This window comes from Leptolyngbya subtilissima AS-A7 (assembly GCF_039962255.1).
In the GTDB taxonomy this organism is placed as follows: Bacteria; Cyanobacteriota; Cyanobacteriia; order Phormidesmidales; family Phormidesmidaceae; genus Nodosilinea.
Genome location: NZ_JAMPKY010000006.1, coordinates 31,913 through 52,831, shown reverse-complemented (window position 1 = coordinate 52,831; position 20,919 = coordinate 31,913). Strand labels below are relative to the sequence as shown.

Annotated in this window: 19 protein-coding genes; 11 read left to right on the top strand and 8 right to left on the bottom strand. The window is 56.5% G+C overall.

Annotation, left to right across the window (positions count from 1 at the left end):
• Positions 1–6 precede the first annotated feature (6 nt).
• On the bottom strand, positions 7–921 hold the full coding sequence (locus NC979_RS13970; RefSeq protein WP_190514975.1) for an undecaprenyl-diphosphate phosphatase: 915 nt from the start codon (positions 919–921) through the stop codon (positions 7–9).
• Between the two features lie 447 nt (positions 922–1,368).
• Here NC979_RS13970 and NC979_RS13965 point away from each other — a divergent pair, with 447 nt between their 5' ends.
• The 5 genes from NC979_RS13965 to purF all read left to right on the top strand — a co-directional run bounded on the left by NC979_RS13965 (position 1,369) and on the right by purF (position 8,248).
• Entirely contained in the window at positions 1,369–2,082 is a 714-nt protein-coding gene (locus NC979_RS13965; RefSeq protein WP_242023852.1) for a DUF3120 domain-containing protein, read from the top strand.
• Positions 2,083–2,219: 137 nt separating this feature from the next.
• Positions 2,220–3,197, top strand: coding sequence for an FHA domain-containing protein (locus NC979_RS13960; RefSeq protein WP_190514974.1), 978 nt, complete (start codon positions 2,220–2,222; stop codon positions 3,195–3,197).
• Positions 3,198–3,232: 35 nt separating this feature from the next.
• Positions 3,233–3,742 (top strand): GNAT family N-acetyltransferase, encoded by a 510-nt coding sequence (locus NC979_RS13955; protein ID WP_190514973.1) that lies wholly within the window; start codon positions 3,233–3,235, stop codon positions 3,740–3,742.
• 296 nt (positions 3,743–4,038) lie between these two features.
• Positions 4,039–6,423, top strand: coding sequence for a phosphoribosylformylglycinamidine synthase subunit PurL (gene purL, locus NC979_RS13950; RefSeq protein WP_190514972.1), 2,385 nt, complete (start codon positions 4,039–4,041; stop codon positions 6,421–6,423).
• A 283-nt stretch (positions 6,424–6,706) separates the two neighbouring features.
• Positions 6,707–8,248: an amidophosphoribosyltransferase gene (purF, locus tag NC979_RS13945; protein ID WP_190514971.1), complete on the top strand. Its 1,542-nt coding sequence runs from the start codon at positions 6,707–6,709 to the stop codon at positions 8,246–8,248.
• A gap of 8 nt (positions 8,249–8,256) precedes the next feature.
• Here purF and NC979_RS13940 read toward each other — a convergent pair whose 3' ends face one another.
• A complete protein-coding gene (locus NC979_RS13940; RefSeq protein ID WP_190514970.1) occupies positions 8,257–9,684 on the bottom strand; it encodes an NYN domain-containing protein in 1,428 nt (475 codons plus the stop codon).
• A 210-nt stretch (positions 9,685–9,894) separates the two neighbouring features.
• Here NC979_RS13940 and NC979_RS13935 point away from each other — a divergent pair, with 210 nt between their 5' ends.
• Positions 9,895–10,470 carry a TMEM175 family protein gene (locus tag NC979_RS13935; RefSeq protein WP_190514969.1) on the top strand — a complete coding sequence of 192 codons (576 nt, stop codon included), beginning with the start codon at positions 9,895–9,897 and terminating at the stop codon, positions 10,468–10,470.
• Between the two features lie 7 nt (positions 10,471–10,477).
• Here the strand turns inward: NC979_RS13935 and NC979_RS13930 are convergent, their stop codons facing one another.
• Complete coding sequence (locus tag NC979_RS13930) at positions 10,478–11,680, bottom strand: NAD(P)/FAD-dependent oxidoreductase (RefSeq protein WP_190514968.1); 1,203 nt, start codon at positions 11,678–11,680, stop codon at positions 10,478–10,480.
• A gap of 97 nt (positions 11,681–11,777) precedes the next feature.
• On the opposite strand from NC979_RS13930, the gene NC979_RS13925 reads away from it, so the two are divergent.
• On the top strand, positions 11,778–12,554 hold the full coding sequence (locus NC979_RS13925) for a 4'-phosphopantetheinyl transferase family protein (protein ID WP_190514967.1): 777 nt from the start codon (positions 11,778–11,780) through the stop codon (positions 12,552–12,554).
• Between the two features lie 62 nt (positions 12,555–12,616).
• On the opposite strand, the gene NC979_RS13920 is transcribed toward NC979_RS13925, so the two are convergent.
• From NC979_RS13920 to NC979_RS13910, 3 genes are all read right to left on the bottom strand, one after another.
• The gene (locus tag NC979_RS13920) at positions 12,617–13,393 is read right to left on the bottom strand and encodes a proteasome-type protease (protein ID WP_190514966.1); all 777 of its coding nucleotides are present in this window, start codon (positions 13,391–13,393) and stop codon (positions 12,617–12,619) included.
• A 182-nt stretch (positions 13,394–13,575) separates the two neighbouring features.
• Entirely contained in the window at positions 13,576–13,686 is a 111-nt protein-coding gene (gene psbM, locus NC979_RS13915) for a photosystem II reaction center protein PsbM (RefSeq protein WP_017300174.1), read from the bottom strand.
• Between the two features lie 203 nt (positions 13,687–13,889).
• Positions 13,890–14,228 (bottom strand): 2Fe-2S iron-sulfur cluster-binding protein, encoded by a 339-nt coding sequence (locus NC979_RS13910; protein ID WP_190514965.1) that lies wholly within the window; start codon positions 14,226–14,228, stop codon positions 13,890–13,892.
• Positions 14,229–14,580: 352 nt separating this feature from the next.
• Here NC979_RS13910 and psbB point away from each other — a divergent pair, with 352 nt between their 5' ends.
• The 4 genes from psbB (at position 14,581) to NC979_RS13890 (ending at position 18,263) form a co-directional block, all read left to right on the top strand.
• Positions 14,581–16,113: a photosystem II chlorophyll-binding protein CP47 gene (gene psbB, locus NC979_RS13905; RefSeq protein ID WP_190514964.1), complete on the top strand. Its 1,533-nt coding sequence runs from the start codon at positions 14,581–14,583 to the stop codon at positions 16,111–16,113.
• A gap of 115 nt (positions 16,114–16,228) precedes the next feature.
• Positions 16,229–16,327 carry a photosystem II reaction center protein T gene (locus NC979_RS13900; protein WP_073607450.1) on the top strand — a complete coding sequence of 33 codons (99 nt, stop codon included), beginning with the start codon at positions 16,229–16,231 and terminating at the stop codon, positions 16,325–16,327.
• Between the two features lie 211 nt (positions 16,328–16,538).
• Complete coding sequence (nrdR, locus tag NC979_RS13895; protein ID WP_190514963.1) at positions 16,539–17,063, top strand: transcriptional regulator NrdR; 525 nt, start codon at positions 16,539–16,541, stop codon at positions 17,061–17,063.
• Positions 17,064–17,285: 222 nt separating this feature from the next.
• A complete protein-coding gene (locus NC979_RS13890; protein ID WP_190514962.1) occupies positions 17,286–18,263 on the top strand; it encodes a 30S ribosomal protein S1 in 978 nt (325 codons plus the stop codon).
• 9 nt (positions 18,264–18,272) lie between these two features.
• Here the strand turns inward: NC979_RS13890 and NC979_RS13885 are convergent, their stop codons facing one another.
• Together NC979_RS13885 and glgX are read right to left on the bottom strand one after the other, a co-directional pair.
• The gene (locus NC979_RS13885) at positions 18,273–18,635 is read right to left on the bottom strand and encodes an MGMT family protein (RefSeq protein ID WP_190514961.1); all 363 of its coding nucleotides are present in this window, start codon (positions 18,633–18,635) and stop codon (positions 18,273–18,275) included.
• A 4-nt stretch (positions 18,636–18,639) separates the two neighbouring features.
• Entirely contained in the window at positions 18,640–20,793 is a 2,154-nt protein-coding gene (glgX, locus tag NC979_RS13880; RefSeq protein ID WP_190514960.1) for a glycogen debranching protein GlgX, read from the bottom strand.
• Positions 20,794–20,919: the final 126 nt, after the last annotated feature.

The window sequence follows — 20,919 nt, the reverse complement described above, 5'->3', positions numbered from 1 at the left end:
CCTATATTAGATGTTTTGCATTTTTCCGGTAGCCAACGCCAGCAGAATGGCTGCTCCGAAGGCCAGACGGTACCACACAAACACCCAGGTGCTGTGCTGCTTCAAAAAGCGAATTAGCCAAAAAATTGCTAGATAAGACGACACCACCGCCGCTACGATGCCGCCGAGCAGCGGCAACGGGCCAGCCGCCCCAAATCCAGTGTCTAGAAACCCCTTCAGCTCTACTAGCCCCGATAGCGTAATAGCCGGTACCCCCAGCAAAAAGGAGAACCGCGCCGCTGTCGATCGCTCTAATCCCATAAACAGGCCAGCAGTTAGGGTAGACCCCGATCGCGATACGCCGGGAACCAGCGCTAGAGCCTGGGCAAAGCCCATAGTCACGCCATCCTTCAAGGTGAGCGCCTCAAAGGTGCGCTTGCGGCGGCCCACAATCTCAGCAGCAGCTAGGATCAGGGCCATCAAAATAGAGACCATGGCAATGGTGGAGGCACTGCGCAAGGGCGAATTATCAAAATCTGGAATGAAGGCTTTGATTAAGAGTCCACCCACCACAATAGGAATTGTGCCCAGCAAAATACCCAACCCTAGGCGAAATTCTGAGGAATCAAACTGTCGAGTCGTTGTGGCCTTGACCATGCCCATCGTCACCTGGCGGAGGTCATCCCAAAAGTAGTAAAGAATGGCTGCAATGCTGCCCAGCTGAATGACTGCGGTAAACGCCACCCCTGGGTCTCCCCAGCCCAGCACTACAGGCACCATCTTGACGTGGGCTGTGCTGCTGATCGGTAAAAATTCTGTTAGCCCCTGCACAATGCCAATCACAATGGCTTGGAACAGGTTCATCGTCTCCGTGGGGGGCGTGGTCGCGCCGCTGCCCGCTTGGACTACCGTAGCTACTAGACCAAGGAACACACTATTCATAAGGGGTAACCATAGTAATGGATATAGCTTTGCAAGCCAGAGGCACCTGCTAAAGGTGACAGGGAGGCCTAGGCGGTCTCTACCATGGCCAGGTCACCGGCCATAGGGATGAGCTCTGCATTGCTCTGACCCCTCCCTAGGAGACTTCCCTAGAATCTTAAAATAAGTACACTGTTTTCATGGGCAGCTGCCTAATTTTAGGTAGTCTCCATCAACTATCTTTACGTTGACTATTCTACGGAGCGACCAGAGTATCCGGAACTGAGGTAGTTAGATTCTTCGTCCAGACTTAACCCCTGCTTGGGTTAAGTGTGAATTTGAGGGCAGCCTTAATCTGAAGACAACCTTAATACTGGTCTGATCTCTGGCCTAGCTCCCCTATCCCCCCCTGGGGCATGTTATGTTAACAATGATTAATCAAACACTCAGAATTACGTTGAGCCTATTTTGAGCCTTTCCTACAGTTCTGCTTCCGATAAGACGTTGCCGTGGCTGGCCCTCATCCAGGGCTGGATAGCACGTTCAGGTCTTCAAATTAAGGTCTTTGGGGCAGCGCTGGGCCTGGTGATTCTGCCGGTGTTTGTGCAGGCCCCCCTGGTGCGCTACTTTCCCTGGGTGAGCCTGGCTATTACCCCTCTGTGGCTGGTGCTGGGAGCGTGGCTAATGCGGCGTCCTCGCTGGAGCCTTTGGGGTGACTTGATTGTGGGCTTTGGATGGATTTGGCTGACCGGCTCGCTGTACTGGGGCTGGTTTCGATGGGATCCGGTTATTCATTTACCGATTGAGGCTCTGGGCTTGCCGATCGCCCTGGTTTGCCTATGTCAAGGCTGGGGCCGAGTGGGCAGCTATTTCTTCTTGGGGTCTTTGTTAGGTACGGCAGTCACAGACCTCTACATCAACTGGATGCATTTGTTTCCCACCTGGCAACAGCTGATGCTAACCAGCCCAGATGCGGCACCTTTGGTGCTGCGAGCAGCTAGCGCGACCCTGCAAACGGATGTGGCAGCCTGTCGAGCCGTGATTTTGGTACTGTTTTTGCTCGTGGCGACGGCGATCGCCCTCAGCACCTCGCGTCAGCTTGCTTGGTGGGCCTTTGGGGGAGCCGTGTTTAGCACGCTTGTCGTTGACGGGTTATTTTTTCTGACGGCGGCGCTAGCTTAGAGCGGGTGCTGGGTTTGCATCTCTGGCATAATAGGGTGAGCTCAGGGATAGTTTGAGATTGTTTGCCGCGATCGCAGATTGAGTTTTGGCGCAGTCGCGCTCAATCGTCTTTAAGTTTGTGCCCTAACTTTACCGCTGTGACTTCATCTGGCCCCTACCTTGCGCTTAAAACAGGCTCCGGCGATCGCCAGCTTTCCTTGGCGGGTGGCAGTTGCTGGACAGTAGGGCGGGGCGACGACAATAATTTTGTGCTGCCTGACCGGTGGATATCGCGCAACCACGCCATGCTTCAGGATGCTGATAGCGGCCGGTTTTACCTAATCGACCTGGGCAGTCGCAACGGTACCTTTGTCAACGGGCGTCGGGTCAGCGTGCCGGTCATTCTCCACGACGGCGATCTGCTCACCTTTGGTCAGACCGAACTGCGGTTTTTCTCACCTCAAGATGCCGCTGTGGCGTTAGAGGCGCCCCTGGCTGGAATCCACGGGGATGCTACCGCTACGGCCATGCTCCACGTGCGCCAGCTAATTTCGGTCATGGTGGTCGACATTCGCGACTTCACCGTACTGACCCGCCAGATTGACGAAAAAATTCTCTCCGAAGCCATTGGCACCTGGTTTCGCCGCGCTGGAGAAATCATTGGTCAATACGGCAGCTGGGTCGATAAATACATCGGTGATGCTGTGATGACGGTATGGGTTCATGGCCCCGAGGGGGCCGACCAGGCCAGCATGATCAAGATTTTGCAGGCTGTCAGCACCCTGGCCGAAATGACGAGTCAGCTCCACGAGCAGTTTCCGCTGCCGTTCCCTCTGCGCATTGGGGCTGGCATCAACACGGGCCACGCCATGGTTGGCAACACCGGCAGCGGCGATCGCCCCGACTACACCGCCCTAGGCGACACTGTCAACGCAGCTTTTCGCCTAGAGTCTGCGACTAAATCCCTAGGCCTAGATATCGCCATTGGCGAAACTACCTACAAATACTTGCAATCTGGGGTAGATGACCCCTGCTTTAAGCACTTTACCGTAGAGCTGAAAGGCTACGAAGCGCCCATCACCACCCGTGCTGGCACCTTTGTCGATTTGAACAAGTTTTTAGCTGCATACTCTTGACTCCCTAGTCACTAGCCCGTCTCACGCGCTGCGAAATGATGATTCGAGCTGAGCATCCAGCGGATCTTGAGTCGGTTTACCAGGTCAATGCGATCGCCTTTGGTCGCGAGCATGAGGCCAAGCTGGTCGATCGGCTGCGGGGGTTGCCCCATACGCTATCTCTGGTGACGGTGGTGAGGGATGCGATGGTGGGCCACATCTTTTTCAGCCCGGTCACCTTTGAGAACGTTGATACGAAGAGTCCAATGGTTTTGGGCCTGGGGCCGGTGGCTGTGCTGCCAGACCACCAGCACCAGGGCATTGGGACACAACTCATTCGCCAGGGAATAGAGCAATGCCGTCAGATCGGCAGCGGGGCAGTGGTTGTGCTAGGCGACCCGCAGTTTTATGCTCGGTTTGGTTTCATTCCTGCCAAAGAGAGGGCACTGCGGTGTGAGTACACCGTTCCCGAGGGCGCGTTTCGAGTGCTGGAACTGAAGCCGGGGATCTTGGAGAATTGCCGGGGACTGGTGCGGTATCGCCCGGAGTTTGCCGACTGCGAGTAGGAAGTGAGTTGAGAGACCAAATCCGCACACCACTCCGGTTCTACAAAAGGAAAGCCAGAAGAGCCCCATTGAATTCGTTCAAGGCTTGGCTGCTGCAAAATCTCAATCAACCTGTCGCTAAGCCGCCTACCAAGCTGGGCAATCAGAAGATGCTGCAATTCGTGAATTGCTACTGATGCAATCGCATCAACTTCCACAACACCCTACTCCCGCACCCATCCACCCATCTACCCTCTTTCCCCGCTCCAAGAGACAACTTAGGGCTAAGATCGGTAGGCAACTTCCCCCCTGCCAGCATGACAGCCTTTTCTACCGCCCCTTTTAGCCCCGCAGAAATCGCCTCTGAAGGCATCAAGCCCGAGGAGTACGACGACATTGTGCAGCGCTTGGGTCGTCACCCCAACCGCGCTGAGCTGGGCATGTTTGGGGTGATGTGGTCAGAGCACTGTTGCTACAAAAACTCGCGCCCCCTGCTCAAACAGTTCCCCACCGAAGGGCCCCGTGTGCTGGTGGGACCAGGGGAAAACGCGGGTGTGATCGATGCCGGGGATGGGCTGCGGGTGGCCTTCAAAATTGAGTCCCACAACCATCCTTCTGCCGTTGAGCCGTTCCAGGGGGCTGCTACCGGGGTCGGCGGCATTCTGCGCGACATCTTTACCATGGGGGCGCGACCGATCGCCGTGCTCAACTCCCTACGGTTTGGGGATCTGGCCGACAGCCGCACTCGCCGCCTGTGCCAGGGGGTGGTGTCGGGCATTGCCCACTACGGCAACTGCTTTGGAGTGCCCACCGTGGGTGGTGAGGTGTACTTTGACGCCGCCTACAATGGTAACCCGCTGGTGAATGCGATGGCGATCGGCATCATGGAAACCGACGACATCGTCAAATCTGGGGCGGCGGGCCTGGGTAACCCAGTGGTGTACGTGGGCTCTACCACTGGGCGCGATGGCATGGGCGGGGCCAGCTTCGCCAGCGCGGAATTGACCGACGAGTCTGAGCAAGACCGCCCTGCCGTGCAGGTGGGCGACCCTTTTCTCGAAAAGTCCTTGGTGGAGGCCTGTTTGGCGGCATTTAAGACGGGGGCGATCGTCGCCGCTCAAGACATGGGGGCGGCGGGCCTGACCTGTTCCACCGCCGAGATGGCGGCCAAGGGGGGCGTCGGCATCGAGCTAGATCTCGACCTCATCCCTGTGCGGGAAACCGGCATGGTGCCCTATGAGTATCTGCTGTCGGAATCCCAAGAGCGGATGCTGTTTGTGGTTGCCAAGGGCCGTGAAGCCGAGGTGATCGAGATCTTCGAGCGCTGGGGGCTGCACGCCGTGGTGGCCGGAACAGTGATTGCAGATCCAATTGTGCGGATTCTGTTCCAGGGTGATGTTGCCGCCGAAATTCCTGCCCTGGCTTTGTCGGAAAATACACCGATCTACCACCGTGAGCTGTTGGCCGAACCGCCAGACTACGCCCAAAAAGCCTGGGCTTGGAGCGAAGACAGCCTGCCAGCCTGCTCTGGGTCCGGCATTGCGCTTTCCGGTTCAGAGAATACCTCCTGGACTGAGGTACTTCACAAGCTGCTAGGCCAGCCGACGATCGCCTCTAAAAACTGGGTCTACCGCCAGTACGACCACCAGGTGCAAAACAATACCGTACGTCGCCCTGGCCAGGGCGACGCCGCCGTCATTCGTCTACGTCCCCAGGAAGCGGTCCCTGGGTATCAACCAGGCGGTACCACCCGAGGGCTGGCGGCTACGGTAGACTGCAACGCCCGCTACGTCTACCTCAACCCCTACGAAGGCGCCAAAGCCGCCGTGGCCGAGGCCGCCCGCAACCTTAGCTGTGTTGGGGCTTTGCCCCTGGCGGTGACCGACAACCTCAACTTTGGCAGCCCCGAAAAGCCTATTGGCTACTGGCAATTAGCCAACGCCTGCCGGGGCCTGGCCGACGCCTGTCGCGAGTTTGAGACCCCGGTCACCGGGGGCAATGTCTCGCTCTACAACGAGACGGTGGATAGCCAGGGCATCCCTCAGCCCATTTACCCCACCCCTGTGGTTGGCATGGTGGGGCTGATTGACGATTTGAGCCGCACCTGCGGCCAGGGCTGGCAGCAAGAGGGTGACTTGATCTACCTGCTGGGTGTGCCGGTGGAGCAGACCGGGACAGCGATCGCTGATGGCAAGCCCCTAGTTACCCTGGGCGGCTCGGAGTACCTGGCAGCGGTCCACGGTCAGGCGACTGGACAACCCCCGGCGATCGATATGGCGCTTGAGAAGCGAGTGCAGGCCGCCTGCCGCCACGGTATTGGCCAGGGTTGGGTGCGATCGGCCCACGATAGTGCCGAGGGTGGATTGGCTGTGGCCTTGGCAGAATCGTGCATTAGCGGCCAGCTTGGGGCTATGGTGCATCTTTCCCTGGAGGCCGATCAACCTAGTCAGCGGTGGGATCGGCTGCTGTTTGGGGAAGGGGGCGCAAGAATTGTCGTCTCGGTGAGCCGCGAGCATCAGTCCGCTTGGGAGGCTTACCTGAATCAACACCTGGCGAGTGAGTGGCAATGGTTGGGCACCGTGCAGGGCGACACCTTGACCCTTGCTACTCGGGATGGTCAAACGTTGATTGCCGATGCGGTTAAATCTTTGGCTTCCACTTGGAACACCGCGATCGAGCAGCGGTTAGCTGGGGAGAGCTAGGGCGGGCTTGGAACTTTCCTTATCATCCACATGACAGCCCGATAATCCTTTCTACATCGGGTTTAGGGCGTCGCCTGCGGAGAATACTGCAGGTGTTATGATCGGGCATATGTTAAGGAACTATTAAATAGGTTAGGGGAGTTCGGTAGTTTCTAATACCACTTCGAAATTCCTGACCCTATGATGAAGCTGGGCTCGCATTGAGGGCAAAATGCGGCAGCCGAATGTGTTGAGAAGTCTTGCTCCTTTGCCAATTGCGTTCTTAAGCCACCCTGCACCACCAATGACGTTCCCTTCTAAATCTTTCCTAGACGAGTCCTACGATTCCCCTCAGGATCATGTTGCGGATACTCGTTCCGAGTCGTTGCTCGAACGTCCCGATAAGCCCGAAGAGGCCTGTGGCATCTTCGGGCTTTATGCTCCCGACGAAGAGGTAGCTCGGCTAGCCTACTTTGGCCTATTTGCCCTACAACACCGAGGCCAAGAGTCGGCGGGCATTGCCACCTTCAACGCATCGGGTAGCCACTGCTACAAGCACATGGGCTTGGTGTCACAGGTGTTTGATGACCAAATTCTCAAAGATCTCACTGGCCACATTGCCGTTGGTCACACCCGCTACTCCACCACTGGCTCCAGTCATGTGTGCAATGCCCAGCCCGCTGTGGTGCCCACCCGCCTGGGGGATCTGGCCCTGGCCCACAACGGCAATTTGGTCAACGCGGCTGATCTGCGTGAAGAACTGTTAGACCGCCACCATGACTTGGTGACTACCACCGATTCAGAAATGATCGCCTTTGCCTTAGCCGAGGCCGTCAACGACGGGGCCGACTGGGTCCACGCCGCTGAGCAGGCCTTTAACCGTTGTTATGGGGCCTTTAGCCTAGTAATCGGTACACCTAATGGAATTTTGGGTGCCCGCGACCAGCAAGGTATTCGGCCCCTGGTGCTGGGGGTACTGGGCAATGACATTCCTGAAGTGGGGCAACCGGCTCACTATGTGCTGGCTTCGGAAACCTGTGCCCTCGACATCATTGGGGCAACCTACGTCCGTGATATTGAGCCAGGTGAGCTGGTGTGGATTACCCCCGAGGGAATTATTTCTCGTCAGTGGGCAGAGGCGACCCAACGCAAGCTCTGCGTGTTTGAGATGATTTACTTTTCGCGACCCGATAGCATTGTCAACGGCGAGAGTCTCTACAGCTACCGCCGCCGCTTGGGCCATCAGCTAGCCAAAGAAGCCCCCGCCGATGTGGATTTGATTATGGCGGTACCTGACTCTGGGGTGCCAGCGGCGATCGGCTTTTCCCAGCAGTCCCAAATTCCCTACGCGGAGGGGCTGATCAAGAACCGCTACGTGGGGCGCACCTTTATTCAACCCACCCAGTCGATGCGGGAGGTGGGCATTCGCATGAAGCTGAACCCCCTCAAGGATGTGCTGGAGGGCAAGCGAATTTTGATTGTGGATGACTCGATTGTGCGAGGCACCACCAGCCGTAAGATTGTGCAGGCATTGCGCGATGCAGGGGCGACCGAGGTGCACATGCGGATTTCGTCGCCACCGGTCACCCACCCCTGTTTCTACGGCATTGACACCGACAACCAAGATCAGCTGATCGCGGCTACGAAGTCTTTAGAAGAAATTGCTGATCAAATCAATGTCGATTCCCTAGCCTATCTAAGCTGGGAGGGCATGCTGGCCGCGACAAACCAGGAGCCAGGCAGCTTCTGCTCCGCCTGCTTCACGGGCAACTACCCGGTAGAAATTCCTGAACCCTTTAAGCGGGCCAAGCTCAAGTTTGAGGCTAAAGAACCGGTGGCGACTTAAGGGTTGCTCTAGCTGACACAGGCCAAGGCTATCCGCCAGTCTTGGCCCTGCTGTTGCACTCTTAGAGAGCGGCATTTGGTTAAAAGTTTCGGCAGACCCTTGGGTTCGCCGATGCGCTTTAGTGCTGCGCTCATGGATTCTTTGTAGATGTGGGCAAAATAGGCCGCCAGCACTGAGAGCTGAATTTGGCTATCTGCCTGACCAGAGGATAGCCGCCATAGGAGAGCGATCAGCGCTTGCTCTAGGCTGTGGGCGTCGGTAATGGGTGGTGGTATAGCTACTGCCTCCATTGCCCCCTCGGCTCCGAGGAATCCTTCTGGCTGGGGAACAGCGATCGCGATCGCTGGCTCTGGAGGTGGGCTGTCGTTGGCGACGGTCTTAAGGGTGACAGCAATCTGCTTGCTGTTAGGTAAAGGGGAAAGGACAAAGGTGGTGTGGGATTTGAGAAATTGCCCCAGGGTTTTATAGCCCGAGTTGGCCTGAAGCGCCTCGCTGGCGGAAAGGTGGTGGCGATCGCGAAATAGCTTGCCCAGCCGGTCCATAGTAATTGGCTGATCGGGATCATCCTCGTGGGCTTGAGCCAGCAGCTGTTTGAGCGATCGCGCCGTTTCTGCTAGGGTGGGCACCTTCGTCACCTGGTGGGCTAACTCGAGTGCCGAATCAGCCCCCTCACTAGCGTCGAAGTAGACCTTCTGAGTGGTTTGCTGCGCCAGATTGAGCACCTCGAACCAGCCGTCGTCGCGGTGTCTAACACAGTGAACGCTGACCCCCAGGTTGAGCAGAGCGTAGCCCAGGTGAAGCAGATCGGTATCCGTAGAACAGATAAATACCTCGCGGATCGATGGGGTTTGGAAGGTAATTAGGGACGTGTCCACAGCCATCTTGATGTCGGCACTGTTTTTGCCTGAGGGCACATGCACCATTTGATAGCCCCGCCGATACAGATCGCGATCGCGGCGGCCCAGTCTGCGCCAGTTGCCAAAGGCCAGACGGTGGCGGATGGGGTATCGACCCACGGTTTGCAGAAACGCCTCTAAGGCCTCGGGCGGGTTCATGTTTTCGGCATCCACCAGCAACAGCCCGACGTAGGGAATGTGAGCTGACTCGGGCTGGATGGGTTCGCTAGGGAGGGCTGCGATCGCCAACTGCTGCACCCGCTGCAGAATCTGGCTGTAGGGCTTAGATCCCTGGAAATTTGGGATCAAAAGCTTAGCTAGAATACGCTCGACAATCGGCCCCGGCAGGGCGGGCTGTTGCTCAAGCAGCGCTGTCAGCCTGGCAACCTGCACCTCTGCGGAGGTCGTCTGCAACCAAGCTCCACCAGCCTCCGTGAGCAGGTCAAGCCGCTGCTGCTGCGTTTTCAAGAGTGTGGCGTGTAGAAAACGAGCAATCTTCTCACAGTGCTTTGGGGTAGGCGGCTCAGGGGAGCGAGTCATACCAGGGGGCCTAAACAGTTGATGGCTTAGTCTACACGATGGAAAATCCAGCTTTTCGCAAAGCATAGCAACGCCGGCTTTTCAGGTTCAAGTTACCCCTGTTGCGACGGCTACACCCCGCTGCTGGTCTACTCAGGGTAAACTTCAGCATGTCTAAGCAGTTTGCTGTAGTAAACGATCGCCATATCGGCGCAATGGAGCGTTGACACCATGGGCAAGGGCAGAATAGAAGCCTTTAGCGACGGCGTGCTCGCTATCATCATCACAATTATGGTGCTAGAGCTGAAGATACCCCACGAGGCTGAGCTGACGGCGCTGCAACCGCTGATTCCGGTGTTTTTGAGCTACTTGCTCAGTTTTGTCTACATCGGCATTTACTGGAACAATCACCACCACCTGCTACAGGCGGTGCGCCAGGTGAATGGCAATGTACTGTGGGCTAACCTGCACCTGCTGTTTTGGCTGTCGCTGATTCCCTTCGTCACTGGGTGGACGGGAGAAAACCACTCTGCGGCGCTGCCGGTGGCGTTTTATGGGGGTGTCCTGTTTTTTGCGGCGATCGCCTACTACATCCTCACCCAAGTGCTGATTGCCTATGAGGGCCGCGACTCGGCTCTGGCGATTGCTGTGGGGCGCGACTGGAAGGGCAAAATTTCAGTGGTGATCTACGCGATCGCCATTTCCCTCGCCTTCCTAAGTTCATGGCTATCTCTGGGGCTGTACGTCCTCGTTGCGGTGATGTGGCTCATACCCGATCGCCGCATTGAACGTGCCTTACTGTCCTGAGCGGAGTCTAAGGCTTGAAGCCCAGCCAGTGCTTGAGCACTCGCCAGCGGTGGGCGGAGGTGGGCAACCGCAACCAGTAGGCCCAGCGACGCGACAGGCCGCCCAGCCGCCCAGTGATGCACAGCCCAAAACCACAGACCACGGCCTCCCCCTGACCCAGGGTAAGCATGTCGCCCAGATGGTTGTAGATAAACGGTTTGAGGGGGCGATCGGCGATCAGCGCTAGCAGATTGGAGGCGACCGCAGGGCCAGCCTGATAGGCCGCTTGGGCCGTAGTGGGAGCCCGGTCACGACCGGGGGCAGGCATGGCGGCCATGTCCCCCAATGCAAAAACATGTTTATGATCCAGCAGCTGTAGGGTAGGCAGCACCTGGTACTGGCCAAAAATGGTCGGCTTGAGATCATCCCCCAACCAAACATGGGGCACTGTACCCACCGTCCACAGGGTAATGTTGGCTGGGCAGTGGCGGGCTTGGCCCTCGTAGCCAAAGGTCAACCCGCTGGCATCTACCGCCTCGATCGCAGCATTGAGATAGACCTCTATCCCTCGCTTTGCCATGGCCTTTGCCGCCGCCCGCTGGATCTGCTGGGGATAGGAGCGTAAAATTTCGCCTCGGCGGTCAACCACGGTGACGTGGCCCCGGCTACCGAGGCGATCGCTCAGTTTGCAAGCCAACTCTACACCGCTGGGTCCGGCCCCGGCCACCACAACCCGCACCTGGGGTGACTGTTCGAGATCGTTTAACCGCCGCTCCAGCTGTTCGGCATCCTGCAAGGTGTTAAACGGCAGGCTGTGAGCCTGGCTGCCGGGGGTGGCGGGGGGCCGCATTCGGCTACCTAGCGCGACCACCAGGTAGTCGTAGGCGATTGGTTCGCCATGGCGCAAAGTGACGCGTTGCTGGGCCAGGTCGATGTGCTCGGCCCAGTCTTGGCGCAGGTCAACAGCAGTGTGCTGGAGCAACTCTCGGTAGGGGGGGGCAATCTCCCAGGGGGCAAGTTCCTGGGTGAGCAGTTCGTAGAGCAGCGGGGTAAAGTTGAAGCGATCGCGCGGCTCGACCAGGGTAATGTGGATGGGGCGTGGCGATCGCCGCGATCGCTGGTGCAGGGATAGGGCGCAGTACAACCCCCCAAATCCGCCGCCCAAAATGCAGACTCGCACAGCGCCAGTCGCAGGTTCTGAGTTAGCAGAGAGAGAACGCTTCGAAGGCATAGGAAAGGAACGCGGGGGCTGTGCCAAGGGTGCCCAGCTTACTGCACAATAGCGCTAGGCTGGCCCATGCTGCTCTAAACCCGTTATCTCTAACTCTATGTCTGAGTTTTGCCAGGGCTGTGCCTCACCCGCTGTTGACCTCTGGCTGCTCTCTACCGAGATCCTTGAGCCGACCACCCAGCAGGCCTTCAAAGCCTGTTTATCGTCGACAGAACAAGCTCAGCTACAGCGCCTTCGGCCTACAATCCAGGGTCAGTTTTTAGCCAGCCGAGGCTGCCTACGCCACCTGCTGAGTCGCTACACCGGTCAAGCACCCGCCGCGCTTACCTTTGTCTATGGACCTAAGGGCAAGCCAGCCCTCAGCCCCTATGACAGTAAATTTTGCGTGGTGCCACAATTCAACCTGTCCCACAGCGGGCAGCGGTTGCTCGTAGCCATCAGCACCGCCGATGATGTAAGTGCGATCGGTGTGGATATTGAAGCCCTGCGCCCGGTAAAATCTTTGGCGGGTCTGTGTCGTCGCTACCTCACCGCCGCTGAGGCTGAAACCGTGCTGGCTGTGCCGCATCCCCAGGCCGACTACCATTTTTTGCGCTACTGGACGGGTAAAGAAGCCTGCCTAAAATCCCTCGGCATTGGCATAGTCGACTCCATGCAGGCCCTAGAGTTGCGCTTAGAGATTCCAGATCTAACCTCGGTGCCGACCTCGGTGAAAGTGGTGACGGCACCGAGGTTAGACCATCCAGGGCAGCTCTATCAGTGGCACCCAGAGCCAGGCTACATGGGTGCGATCGCCGTGCAAATTTCTTTCCTAGAGCCAGAGCGGCTGCGCTTTTGGCAAACGACCCCCGCTGCCCTACTAGCTGATGCTTAATCTCACCAGTTCTTAGCCCGCATCGGTGAGCCCAGTTACTGCCTAAGCGTTCGCCAAAATGTTTAGCTATTGCCCAGATCGGGAATCCCCAAGGGCGAAAGGGTATCGTCCTGGTTCCAAGAAATATCCGGCATGCTGTTTGAGGCTTCCCGCAGGGCTACTTCCCAGTGTTTGCGCATTTTAACTAGGTAAGGATCCCCCGCCTGAAACTGGGCTTGATGGCGAATCTCAAAGCTGTTGGTCTGGTACATGGTCATGTGAATCGGTGGCCCCACCGACAGGTTCGATCGCATCGTCGAATCAATCGACAGCAGCGCACACTTGGCCACCGCATCGAGGGGCATGTCAAACCCTAGAGTGCGATCGAGTATGGGCTTGCCGTACTTGGTCTCGCCAATCTGCAAAAACGGTGTCTCTGGGGTGGCCTTGATGCAGTTGCCCTGGCTATAGATCAAAAACAGCTCGGGCACCTCTCCCTGCACCTGACCGCCCAGCAAAAAACTGCACTTAAAGTCAATTTTGTCCTGGGCCAGCCAGGCGCGATCGGCCTCCTGTAGGGTGCGAATTTGCTCCCCCAGGTAGCGGGCCACATCGTAGAGGCTGTGCAGGCTGTGCAGATTGGGCTCGCGATCGTGCTTAATGTCTTGACCGAGCTGATGCACCACCGCCTGGGTAATCGATAGGTTGCCCGAAGTGCACAGCAAAAGGACGCGATCGCCCGGTTTAGAGAAATCAAACAGCTTGCGGTACGACGAAATATAGTCAACCCCAGCATTGGTTCTAGAATCGGCGGCTAGCACCAACCCCTCTTTCACCAAAATGCCCAAACAGTAGGTCATTGGTTTCCCACGGTACGTCATGGCGGCCACATAGCCCATGGGGCAGGCACCGCAACCCATAAAACCGCAAAAAAGCGCCGGTTAACCCAGCGCCCTAAGAATACACCTAATTCCCATAGCCCGATCCGCTGCTCATCTAGCCGGCGCAACGGCATCCGGCGCAGCAGCCCCCAGCCGCGATCTTACGATCCCGTTTGTTTGCTAGAGGTCTGAATGTACAGAATTAGCAGAAAAACCGTCGGTACCAGAACAAAGAGAATGCTGGCTACAAAACCAAGCTTATTGACTTCCATCAGTGCTTGCCTCTACTACTCTCAACCCAACAACGTCGCATCAAGCTTTCAACGCTAACCGTCTCTATCCTTGTCAAACCTGCTTTAGCTCGACTCACCAAAGACTGGCTGCGCTAAAAACCCGACGCTTTCAGAATATCACTCTACTCGGTGAGAATGCAGCGCTGCGTCAAAGCCCCTAAGCCGATATTAAACGATCAGGGCTAGGCGCTCTTCGAAGTCTTAGCCTGAGCCAGCGCCTTGCGGTTAGGCTTTGTAACCACCGAAACCGGCCCGTGTACCGTGGTCTGGCAAGACAGTCGGCAGCTCTCAGGCCACTTCTTCAGTTTGCGCTCTTCTACCTGGGTGCGGGGCGACAGGTTTTCGCCCCCCGCCACTATGTCGACGACGCAGGTGCCGCACTGGCCGTAGCCGCCGCAGTTCATCAGCTTGCCGCTAAAGGTATAGATGTCAATCCGGTTTTCTAATGCCTTAAAACGCAGGTTAGCCCCGTCGGCAACGACAATCTCAGTGTCTTCGTTAACAAACTTAACATTAGCCATTGCGGGAATCTCCTTAGCGTTCTGCGTCGTTAGCGGCGGCAAATCAAGCCTTTGGCCACTGGGCCGAGGTGTTTTTAGGCCACAACCCCTGGCGATCGCCCCCGGCCGAGGCTCAAGCTGGTTGCGAGGGAATTTGGGACTGGTTACACTTCGTTAAGTAATTTCATTGTTACATCTCATCTGTACCAAATGGTTCCGCATCCAACAATGACATCGCCCCCTCAGGCAATGGCGGGATGACGGGGCAATTGGGGCATTACTGAGAGCCTGATTCTGATAGGCTAATCAGTACTGGCATGCTTAAGACAATTCCCAAAACAACATTGTTTTACCTAGAGGAGGAGCGTAGTCAATGGGACTACCCTGGTACCGGGTACACACGGTCGTCGTTAACGATCCCGGGCGACTGATTGCTGTACACCTAATGCATACGGCCCTGGTAGCTGGCTGGGCCGGCTCGATGGCTCTCTTTGAACTGTCCACCTTTGACCCCAGTGACCCTGTGCTCAACCCCATGTGGCGGCAGGGCATGTTTGTCCTACCCTTCATGTCTCGTCTGGGTGTAACCCAGTCGTGGGGCGGCTGGAGTGTAACCGGCGCATCTGCCGTTAACCCTGGCTTTTGGTCCTTCGAGGGTGTGGCTGCGGCTCACATCGTCCTGTCAGGTCTGCTATTTTTAGCAGCCTGCTGGCACTGGGTCTATTGGGATCTAGATCTGTTCCGCGATCCTCGCACCGGAGAGCCGGCGCTGGATTTGCCCAAGATGTTTGGTATTCACCTGTTCCTGTCCGGGCTTCTCTGCTTCGGCTTTGGGGCCTTCCACCTGACCGGTCTCTGGGGACCTGGTATGTGGGTATCTGACCCCTACGGCCTCACCGGCCACGTGCAAGGAGTTGCTCCCGAATGGGGCTCCGCAGGCTTTAACCCCTTTAACCCCGGTGGTATTGTGGCTCACCACATCGCCGCGGGGATTGTGGGCATTATTGCAGGCTTGTTCCACCTGACGGTGCGCCCACCCCAGCGCCTCTACAAGGCTCTGCGCATGGGTAACATTGAGACGGTACTGTCCAGCAGTATTGCAGCGGTGTTCTTTGCGGCCTTTGTGGTGGCAGGCACCATGTGGTACGGCAGTGCCGCTACCCCCATCGAGCTATTTGGCCCCACCCGCTACCAGTGGGATGGTGACTACTTTAAGCAAGAGATTCAGCGCCGGGTTCAGGCCGATGTCAACTCTGGGTCATCCCTGGATGAAGCCTACGCCAGTATTCCTGAGAAACTGGCCTTCTACGACTACGTCGGCAACAGCCCTGCTAAGGGTGGTTTGTTCCGGGTTGGCCCCATGGTCCAAGGCGATGGTATCGCTGAGGGTTGGCTGGGTCACCCCGTCTTCAAAGACAAGGAAGGCCGCGAGCTGTTTGTCCGCCGCTTGCCTAACTTCTTTGAGACCTTCCCTGTGGTGCTGGTCGACAAAGACGGCGTCGTTCGCGCTGACATTCCCTTCCGTCGGGCTGAATCCAAGTACAGCTTTGAGCAGACTGGTGTCACCGCTACCTTCTATGGTGGTGAGCTAGGTGGTCAAACGATCTCTGAGCCAGCTCTGGTCAAGCGCTACGCCCGCAAGGCGCAGCTAGGTGAACCCTTCGAGTTCGATCGCGAAACCCTCGGCTCTGACGGAGTATTCCGCACCAGCACTCGCGGCTGGTTTACCTACGGTCACGCGGTGTTTGCGCTGCTGTTCTTCTTTGGTCACATCTGGCACGGGTCTCGTACTCTGTTCCGCGATGTGTTTGCGGGTGTAGACCCCGACCTGTCTCCCGAGCAGGTGGAATGGGGTTTCTTCGCCAAGGTGGGAGATACCTCCACTCGCAAAGAAGAGACTGTTTAGTTTCCCGTGAGTTAAGGTGCCCGGCGGTTGATTTTAGAACGTCACCCGTCGGGCACGTTATATCTAATCCTTGTAAACTAAAGATGACCCGGTTGAGATAGGAGCCTTTTTCACCATGGAAGCTGTCGCTTACATCTTCATTTTTGCCTGCATCATTGGTACCCTCTTCTTTGCGATCGCATTTCGCGAACCCCCTCGCATTTCTAAGGACTAATCCCAACGACTTAGTCACTTAGACCAACGATGGTTTGAGGTTTACGCAAATCTGGCAGGACTTTCGACTCATTTCGATTGTTTTCTCACAATTTAATTAATATAGAGGCAAGCCTTTCCGTCCATGGGAAGGTTTGCCTTTATTTTTGCTAGGTTGCAATGACCTCAAGGCATTTTGACCTGGTTCTTTTTCTCCCATTGGGAGTGTGTCTATGCATTGCCCGTTCTGTCAGCATCTGAACAATCGAGTCTTAGAGTCGCGATCGGCGGAGGCGGGGCGCAGCATTCGCAGGCGCCGGGAATGCCTGAGATGCGAGCGCCGATTCACTACCTACGAGCGCATTGAGTATGTGCCCGTTACGGTGATCAAGCGTAGCGCCGACCGAGAACTGTTCGAGCGTTCCAAGGTGCTGCGGGGTATAGTGCGGGCCTGCGAGAAAACTCCAGTGTCGTCTCTCGCAATGGAGGCGATCGTCGACGACATTGAGGCTGAACTTCAGCAGCGCGCCACCCGAGAGGTGACCAGCGCTGAAATCGGCGAAATGGTATTGGCTAAGCTCCAGGCCATGAACGAAGTAGCCTTTGTGCGATTTGCCTCGGTATATCGTCAGTTTCAAGGCATTCGCGATTTTGCCGAAACCCTGAGCCAGCTTCAAGGTGATCGAGGCGATCGCCATGAGGATGGTACGGAAAACGGCCAGTCCTCAACCTACGTGGTTTCCGCCCAATCTCTGTAAGCCAGTAGTTGCAGTGAAGTTGACGCTAAACCCAAACCAATCCTGTCGGTGTAGATCAACAACACCGCCTATTCAGCTATAATTTTAATCCTGTGGGTTTATCGGGCTGTCTACGTCGGCACGCTGTTGCGTGGGGGCTGACTGTCACATATCTGAGTTGATTGTTTTGTACGTCTACACGGAAACCGCAGTATTACGGAGAAATAATAGGACAACACTAGCATGCTCAATCAGGACGTAAAGGACGCTGACATCGGGTTTACACATGAAGACTTTGCCGCACTTTTAGATAAGTACGACTATCACTTCAACCCAGGCGATACGGTTTCTGGTACCGTGTTTAGCCTTGAGCCCAGGGGCGCCCTGATTGATATCGGTGCTAAAACCGCCGCTTATCTCCCTATTCAGGAGATGTCTATCAACCGGGTTGATCATCCTGAAGAGGTGCTGCGCTCCAATGAAACTCGCGAGTTCTTTATTCTCACCGACGAGAATGAGGACGGTCAGCTAACTCTTTCCATTCGTCGCATTGAGTACATGCGCGCTTGGGAACGGGTGCGTCAACTCCAGCAGGAAGACGCCACTGTCCGTTCCGGCGTGTTTGCTACCAACCGAGGTGGCGCTCTGGTGCGCATCGAGGGCTTGCGCGGCTTTATCCCTGGCTCTCACATCAGCACCCGCAAGCCGAAGGAAGACCTGGTGGGCGAAGACCTGCCGCTCAAGTTTCTAGAAGTTGACGAAGAGCGCAACCGTCTGGTGCTCAGCCATCGTCGTGCTCTGGTTGAGCGCAAGATGAACGGTCTGCAAGTGGGCGAAGTGGTGCTGGGCGCAGTGCGTGGCCTCAAACCCTACGGCGCCTTCATCGATATCGGCGGCGTTAGCGGTCTGCTGCACATCTCTGAAATTTCCCACGACCACATTGACACGCCTCACAGCGTGCTCAACGTCAATGACGAAATCAAGGTCATGATTATTGACCTTGATGCTGAGCGAGGTCGGATTTCCCTTTCGACCAAGCAGCTAGAGCCCGAGCCGGGTGACATGGTCAAGAACCCTGACCTGGTCTATGACAAGGCCGAGGAAATGGCTGCTAAGTACCGCGAAGCCATGCGTCGTCAGGCTGCTGAGCAAGCCGGTGAGGTGATTGACGAACCTGAAGAGCTGTATGAAGAGGAAGAAGTGGCCGTGGCCGTTGACTAGACCCTTTGTCTAGCCTAAGTTCTCTCCAAATGCTGCCAGCGCCTGCTCGATAACACTATCGGGCGGGCGCCATTTATATTTGCCCAGATCAATACGGCCTCGGTGGTCAAACTCAATGCCTTCGTCCTCTAGCATGGCGCGCTGAAGATAGTCGCTGCCATGACGCAGCGGTGACTCAGAGACTTCTCCCTTGGCGTTGATCACCCGTTGCCAGGGCACGTCGTCGGTGGTCATATCAACCCGGTAAAGGGCGTAGCCTACCAGGCGGGGTTTGCCAATGAGCCCTGCCAGCTCAGCCACCTGGCCATAAGTGGCCACCTGACCCCGAGGAATTTGGCGGACCACAGAGTAGATGCGTTCGTAGGTCAGCATAGTCTTAACCCAACGTGGGTTTGGGACTAGTGAGTACGACTAGCGAGAAGTCAGCCACGGCGATCGCTTCTCCGGGTTTGTAAATCTGCCTATCGTTCACGAAGCCAGTAGGCTGTTCAGTATTGATCACCATTGACCAAGACTGGTTTTTGAGCATGGGTGGCACACAAAAATCTTGAGCATCCGATTGGGCATTAAAAAATAGCAAGAAGCTATCGTCCTCCAGCCGCTGACCCTGGGCCTCAAAGCCCATTAGCTCTTCACCGTTGAGGAACACCGTAATTGCCTTGGCCGAGCCGCCGTACCACTGGTTGTCTGTAATTTCGCTGCCGTCAGGATTGTACCAACCGATGTCGTGAACCCCTGACCCGTGAATCGCCCGCCCCTGAAACCAGTGACGCCGGGCAAAGGATGGGTGGGTTTGGCGCAGCTGAATCAGCTGGCTGGTAAACGACAGCAGCTCATGTCCTAAGGGAGTTAAGTTCCAGTCGAACCAGGACAACGCGCTGTCTTGGCAGTAAGTATTGTTGTTGCCCTGCTGCGTACGGCCGAGCTCATCACCACCGAGCAGCATGGGAACCCCCTGGGAGAGAAGCAGCGTAGCCAGCAAGTTGCGCTGCTGCTTGTGCCGCAGGGCCAGAATGGTTGGGTTGTCAGTTTCACCCTCGGCCCCGCAGTTCCAAGAGCGGTTATAGCTCTCGCCGTCGCGATTGTTTTCGTGGTTAGCCAAATTATGCTTCTCGTTGTAGCTCACCAAATCTCGTAGAGTAAAGCCGTCGTGACAGGTGATGAAGTTAACGCTGGCGTGGGGACGTTTGCCATTGGCCTTGTACAGGTCAGAACTGCCGGTAACCCGGAAGGCAAACTCGCCCAGGCGACAGTCGTGGTCGCGCCAAAAGTCGCGCATTGAATCGCGGTATTTGCCGTTCCACTCCGACCACAGCAGCGGAAAGTTGCCCACCTGATAGCCCCCCTCCCCCAAATCCCAAGGTTCGGCGATCAGCTTGATAGTGGACAGCACCGGATCCTGGTGAATGATGTCGAAGAATGCCGCCAAGCTGTCAACTTCGTACAGTTCTCGAGCCAGGGCTGAGGCGAGGTCAAAGCGAAAACCATCGACGTGCATCTCCAGCACCCAATAGCGCAAGCTATCCATAATCAGCTTGAGCACTTGAGGATGGCGCACATTGAGGGAGTTGCCGCAGCCGGTGAAGTCCATATAGTAGCGGGGAGCATCTTCGACAAGGCGATAGTAAGCTGCGTTGTCGATGCCTCGCAGACTGATGGTTGGCCCTAGGTGGCTGCCCTCGCCGGTGTGGTTGTAGACCACGTCTAAAATGACTTCAATGCCGGCCTGATGTAGCGCTTTAACCATCTGCTTAAACTCGTTGACCTGCCCACCGGTCTGCCCAGCGCTGCTATAGCCGCCGTAGGGAGCCAGGTAGCTGAGTGAGTCGTAGCCCCAGTAATTGCGCAGCCCTGTGTTAGCTAGATGCCCTGGATAAGCATGGAAGTGGTGGACAGGTAGTAGCTCTACGGCGGTAATGCCCAAGCTACTGAGGTGGTCAATCATGGCTGGATGAGCCAGCCCAGCGTAGGTCCCTCGTAGCGGTTCTGGGATGTCTGGATGGCGCTGGGTGAGACCCTTGACGTGGATTTCGTAGATGATAGTGCGATGCCAAGGGGTGTCGAGGGGGCGATCGCCCTCCCAATCAAAGCTTGGGTCAATCACCACAGCCTTAGGCATAAACGGGGCGCTATCGACCTCAGAAAACGACAAGTCGAGGTTTTCGAGATTGTTGGTTGCATCTAGGTCATAGCCAAAAATAGCAGGGTCAAACTGTACATCACCGTCTACGGCCTTGGCGTAGGGATCAATTAGCAGCTTGTAGGGGTTGAACCGCTGCCCACCCTTAGGATGATGGGGTCCCTGTACCCGAAAGCCATAGCGCTGCCCAGGCCCCACCCCAACTAAATAGCTGTGCCATACGTAGTTATCAACCTCAGTTAAAGGAATGCGGGTTTCCTGATCAGCCGCATCGAATAGACAAAGGTCAACTCCTGTGGCATTTTCTGAAAATAGGGCGAAGTTGGTGCCCATGCCATCCCAAGTGGCACCCAGGGGATGGGGACGACCTGGCCAAACTTGCATTCCCATGGCGAGTGCTGTGTTGCTTAACGATCCTGAGGGTTAACGACGCTAAGACCGGTGACCTATTGGGGAGCCCCCACTGAAAACATCTGCGGCGCCAAGGCGTCGTGCCTATCCCAGGGTAACAGGCTA

What these genes read in the sequence shown, in the direction of transcription:
- purF (WP_190514971.1), top strand. Translation starts at nt 6,707, where the DNA reads ATGACGTTCCCTTCTAAATCTTTCCTAGACGAGTCCTACGATTCCCCT.
- NC979_RS13885 (WP_190514961.1), bottom strand. Translation starts at nt 18,635, where the DNA reads ATGCTGACCTACGAACGCATCTACTCTGTGGTCCGCCAAATTCCTCGG.
- psbB (WP_190514964.1), top strand. Translation starts at nt 14,581, where the DNA reads ATGGGACTACCCTGGTACCGGGTACACACGGTCGTCGTTAACGATCCC.
- NC979_RS13900 (WP_073607450.1), top strand. Translation starts at nt 16,229, where the DNA reads ATGGAAGCTGTCGCTTACATCTTCATTTTTGCCTGCATCATTGGTACC.
- NC979_RS13925 (WP_190514967.1), top strand. Translation starts at nt 11,778, where the DNA reads ATGTCTGAGTTTTGCCAGGGCTGTGCCTCACCCGCTGTTGACCTCTGG.
- NC979_RS13920 (WP_190514966.1), bottom strand. Translation starts at nt 13,393, where the DNA reads ATGACCTACTGTTTGGGCATTTTGGTGAAAGAGGGGTTGGTGCTAGCC.
- NC979_RS13890 (WP_190514962.1), top strand. Translation starts at nt 17,286, where the DNA reads ATGCTCAATCAGGACGTAAAGGACGCTGACATCGGGTTTACACATGAA.
- NC979_RS13970 (WP_190514975.1), bottom strand. Translation starts at nt 921, where the DNA reads ATGAATAGTGTGTTCCTTGGTCTAGTAGCTACGGTAGTCCAAGCGGGC.
- NC979_RS13955 (WP_190514973.1), top strand. Translation starts at nt 3,233, where the DNA reads ATGATGATTCGAGCTGAGCATCCAGCGGATCTTGAGTCGGTTTACCAG.
- NC979_RS13940 (WP_190514970.1), bottom strand. Translation starts at nt 9,684, where the DNA reads ATGACTCGCTCCCCTGAGCCGCCTACCCCAAAGCACTGTGAGAAGATT.
- NC979_RS13930 (WP_190514968.1), bottom strand. Translation starts at nt 11,680, where the DNA reads ATGCCTTCGAAGCGTTCTCTCTCTGCTAACTCAGAACCTGCGACTGGC.
- psbM (WP_017300174.1), bottom strand. Translation starts at nt 13,686, where the DNA reads ATGGAAGTCAATAAGCTTGGTTTTGTAGCCAGCATTCTCTTTGTTCTG.
- NC979_RS13910 (WP_190514965.1), bottom strand. Translation starts at nt 14,228, where the DNA reads ATGGCTAATGTTAAGTTTGTTAACGAAGACACTGAGATTGTCGTTGCC.
- purL (WP_190514972.1), top strand. Translation starts at nt 4,039, where the DNA reads ATGACAGCCTTTTCTACCGCCCCTTTTAGCCCCGCAGAAATCGCCTCT.
- nrdR (WP_190514963.1), top strand. Translation starts at nt 16,539, where the DNA reads ATGCATTGCCCGTTCTGTCAGCATCTGAACAATCGAGTCTTAGAGTCG.
- glgX (WP_190514960.1), bottom strand. Translation starts at nt 20,793, where the DNA reads ATGGGAATGCAAGTTTGGCCAGGTCGTCCCCATCCCCTGGGTGCCACT.
- NC979_RS13935 (WP_190514969.1), top strand. Translation starts at nt 9,895, where the DNA reads ATGGGCAAGGGCAGAATAGAAGCCTTTAGCGACGGCGTGCTCGCTATC.